Origin of the sequence: Cellulomonas citrea (assembly GCF_009829685.1) — a bacterium.
Taxonomy (GTDB): domain Bacteria; phylum Actinomycetota; class Actinomycetes; order Actinomycetales; family Cellulomonadaceae; genus Cellulomonas; species Cellulomonas citrea.
Map to the genome: position 1 here is coordinate 1 of NZ_VWSD01000251.1, position 2,441 is coordinate 2,441.

The window sequence follows — 2,441 nt, forward strand, 5'->3', positions numbered from 1 at the left end:
CAGGTCGCCCGGCCTCAGGCCGGCGGCCGCGAGCGCCTGCGTGACCAGGGGCGACGCGAGCTCGGCGTGGCGGCGGGCGAGGAGTTCACCGGCCCGGGCCAGCACCCGGCCGTCGTCGTCCAGCACGGCCACCGCGACACCGACGGAGGTGTCCAGCGCGAGGATCGGCACGGCTCAGCCCTCCACCGGGTCGCCGGGCAGCACGACACCGGCCCACCGTGCGCCGACCCCCGTGCAGGTGAGCACGCGGGCCCCCGCGGCGGCGTCGGCCGGGTCGTCGACGGCGCCGCGCGGACGTTCCACCGACACCTCCAACCGGTCCCCCGCCAGCGGTTCGACCCAGCCGGCTCCCCACTCCACGACGGTCACGGACTCCTCCATGCTGGTGTCCAGGTCGAGCGCGTCGACCTCGGCGAGGCTGGACAGCCGGTAGGCGTCCACGTGCACGAGCGCCGGCCCGCCCACCAGCGAGGGCTGCACCCGGGCGATGGTGAACGTCGGCGAGACCACCGGGCCGCGCACCCCCAGCCCGGCCCCGATGCCCTGGGTGAGGGTCGTCTTGCCCGCACCGAGACCCCCGGTGAGCACGACGAGGTCGCCGGCCCGCAGCAGCGTCGCGAGCCGCTCACCGAACGCGCGGGTCGCCTCGGCGTCGACGAGGGTCGCCCGGGTGCTCATCCGACGTACTCCCGCGGCACCCGGGCGCCCAGCCGGGTGACGATCTCGTAGGAGATGGTGCCGGCCACCTGCGCCCAGTCCTCGGCGGTCGGGCCGCCGTCGGCCCCCGTGCCGAAGAGCACCACCTCGTCACCGGCCTGCTCGGTGGCGCCGGGCCCCAGGTCGACGACGAACTGGTCCATGCAGACCCGCCCCGAGACGGCGAGCCGGCGCCCGCCGACCTGCACCGGACCGCCGGGCCGCGCGTTCGAACCCGAGGCGTGCCGGGTGATGCCGTCGGCGTACCCGAGCGGCACGATCCCGATGGTCGTGTCCTGCGTCGTGGTGTACGCGTGGGCGTACGACAGCCCGCGCCCGGCGGGCATCGGCTTGACGGTGGCCAGCCGGGCGGTGAGCGTCATCGCCGGCACCAGGCCCAGCTCGGCGCTGCTCGCCTGCTCCGGGATCGGCGACAGGCCGTAGACCGCCAGACCGGGGCGCACGAGGTCGTAGTGCACCTCGGGCGTGGTGAGCACCGCGGCCGAGTTCGCCAGGTGCCGCACCTCCAGGTGCGCCCCGGCCCGCTGCGCGGCGTCCACGGCCTGGGCGAACACCTGCGCCTGACCGCGCACCGTGGGGTGGTCCGGCGAGTCGGCGAAGGCCAGGTGCGACCAGATGCCCACCACCTGCACCGTGCCCTCGGCCTGGGCGGCCATGGCGGCCGGCAGCAGGTCGTCGAGCATCGGCAGGGTGAGGCCGTTGCGGCCCAGCCCGGTGTCGATCTTGAGGTGCACCCGGGCGGTGCGGCCGGTGCTGCGCGCGGCCTCGGCGACCGCCTCGAGCGCCCAGGCCGCCGCGACCGACACGTCGACGTCGGCGGTGAGCAGCTCGGCCAGGGGAGCGCCGGGTGCGTACAACCAGGTGAGCAGCCGGGGCTCCGTGATCCCGGCGGCCCGCAGCGCGAGCGCCTCGCTCGTCTGGGCGACACCCAGCCAGGTGGCGCCGCCGGCCAGCGCCGCCTGCGCGGCGGGGACCAGCCCGTGCCCGTACGCATCGGCCTTCACCACCGCCATCACCTGGGCCGAGCCGACCCGGTCGACCAGACCGGCGACGTTGTGGCGGATGGCGGACAGGTCGACGGTCGCTCGCGCGGGATACCAGGTCACGGCGTCCAGTCTCCCACCGCGTCGTGCAGCACCACGTCGGCCCGGCCGGCACCGGCGGCCACGAGGGCGGCGTTCGCCTCGTCGCTGCGCGCCACCCATGCGACGGCCTGCTCGGGTGTCTTGCCGAACGCGACGTGCCGGGCCACCAGTCGCTCGCGCCGCCGGTCGTCGTCGGGGGCCAGGTACCAGGTCTCGTCGAGCAGTCCGGCGACCGGGGCGAAGCCGTACGAGTCCAGCAGCAGGTAGTTCCCCTCGAGCACCACGAGCGGCACCTGCGGCGGCACCGGCACCGCCCCGGCCACGGCGTGGTGCAGCTCGCGGTGGTACTCCGGCGCCCACACGGTCTGCTCACCGGCGCGCAGCCGGGCGACGAGCGCGACGAACCCGGGTGCGTCGAACGTGTCCGGCGCACCCTTGCGGTCGGCCCGTCCCAGCCGCGCCAGCTCGCTGGGCGCCAGGTGGAACCCGTCCATCGGCACGACGACGGCGCGGGAGTGGAGCACGCTCTACGCCCGACCCGACGGAACACGTGAGCTCGTCACCTCCGTGTCGGCGGTTCGCACCAAGGCCCACGGGGCCTGGGAGACGATCGACAGCTCGCTGACGCCTACCCAGACC

General features: G+C 75.7%; 3 protein-coding genes. All 3 read right to left on the reverse strand.

All coding sequences use genetic code 11. From position 1 onward, the window contains the following. Positions 1-174: 174 nt before the first annotated feature. From tsaE to F2B26_RS15780, 3 genes are read right to left on the reverse strand one after another with little or no spacing between them, the layout of a single operon-like run. Positions 175-678, reverse strand: coding sequence for a tRNA (adenosine(37)-N6)-threonylcarbamoyltransferase complex ATPase subunit type 1 TsaE (gene tsaE / locus F2B26_RS15770; protein WP_159810970.1), 504 nt, complete (start codon positions 676-678; stop codon positions 175-177). After that, positions 675-1,823 carry an alanine racemase gene (alr, locus tag F2B26_RS15775; protein WP_235929715.1) on the reverse strand — a complete coding sequence of 383 codons (1,149 nt, stop codon included), beginning with the start codon at positions 1,821-1,823 and terminating at the stop codon, positions 675-677. Before alr ends, tsaE begins: the two co-directional genes overlap by 4 nt. Beyond that, complete coding sequence (locus F2B26_RS15780) at positions 1,820-2,326, reverse strand: nucleoside/nucleotide kinase family protein (RefSeq protein ID WP_159810974.1); 507 nt, start codon at positions 2,324-2,326, stop codon at positions 1,820-1,822. Before F2B26_RS15780 ends, alr begins: the two co-directional genes overlap by 4 nt. Positions 2,327-2,441 lie beyond the last annotated feature (115 nt).

Coding starts and splice junctions, on each gene's coding strand:
- tsaE (WP_159810970.1), bottom strand. CDS start 678: ATGAGCACCCGGGCGACCCTCGTCGACGCCGAGGCGACCCGCGCGTTC.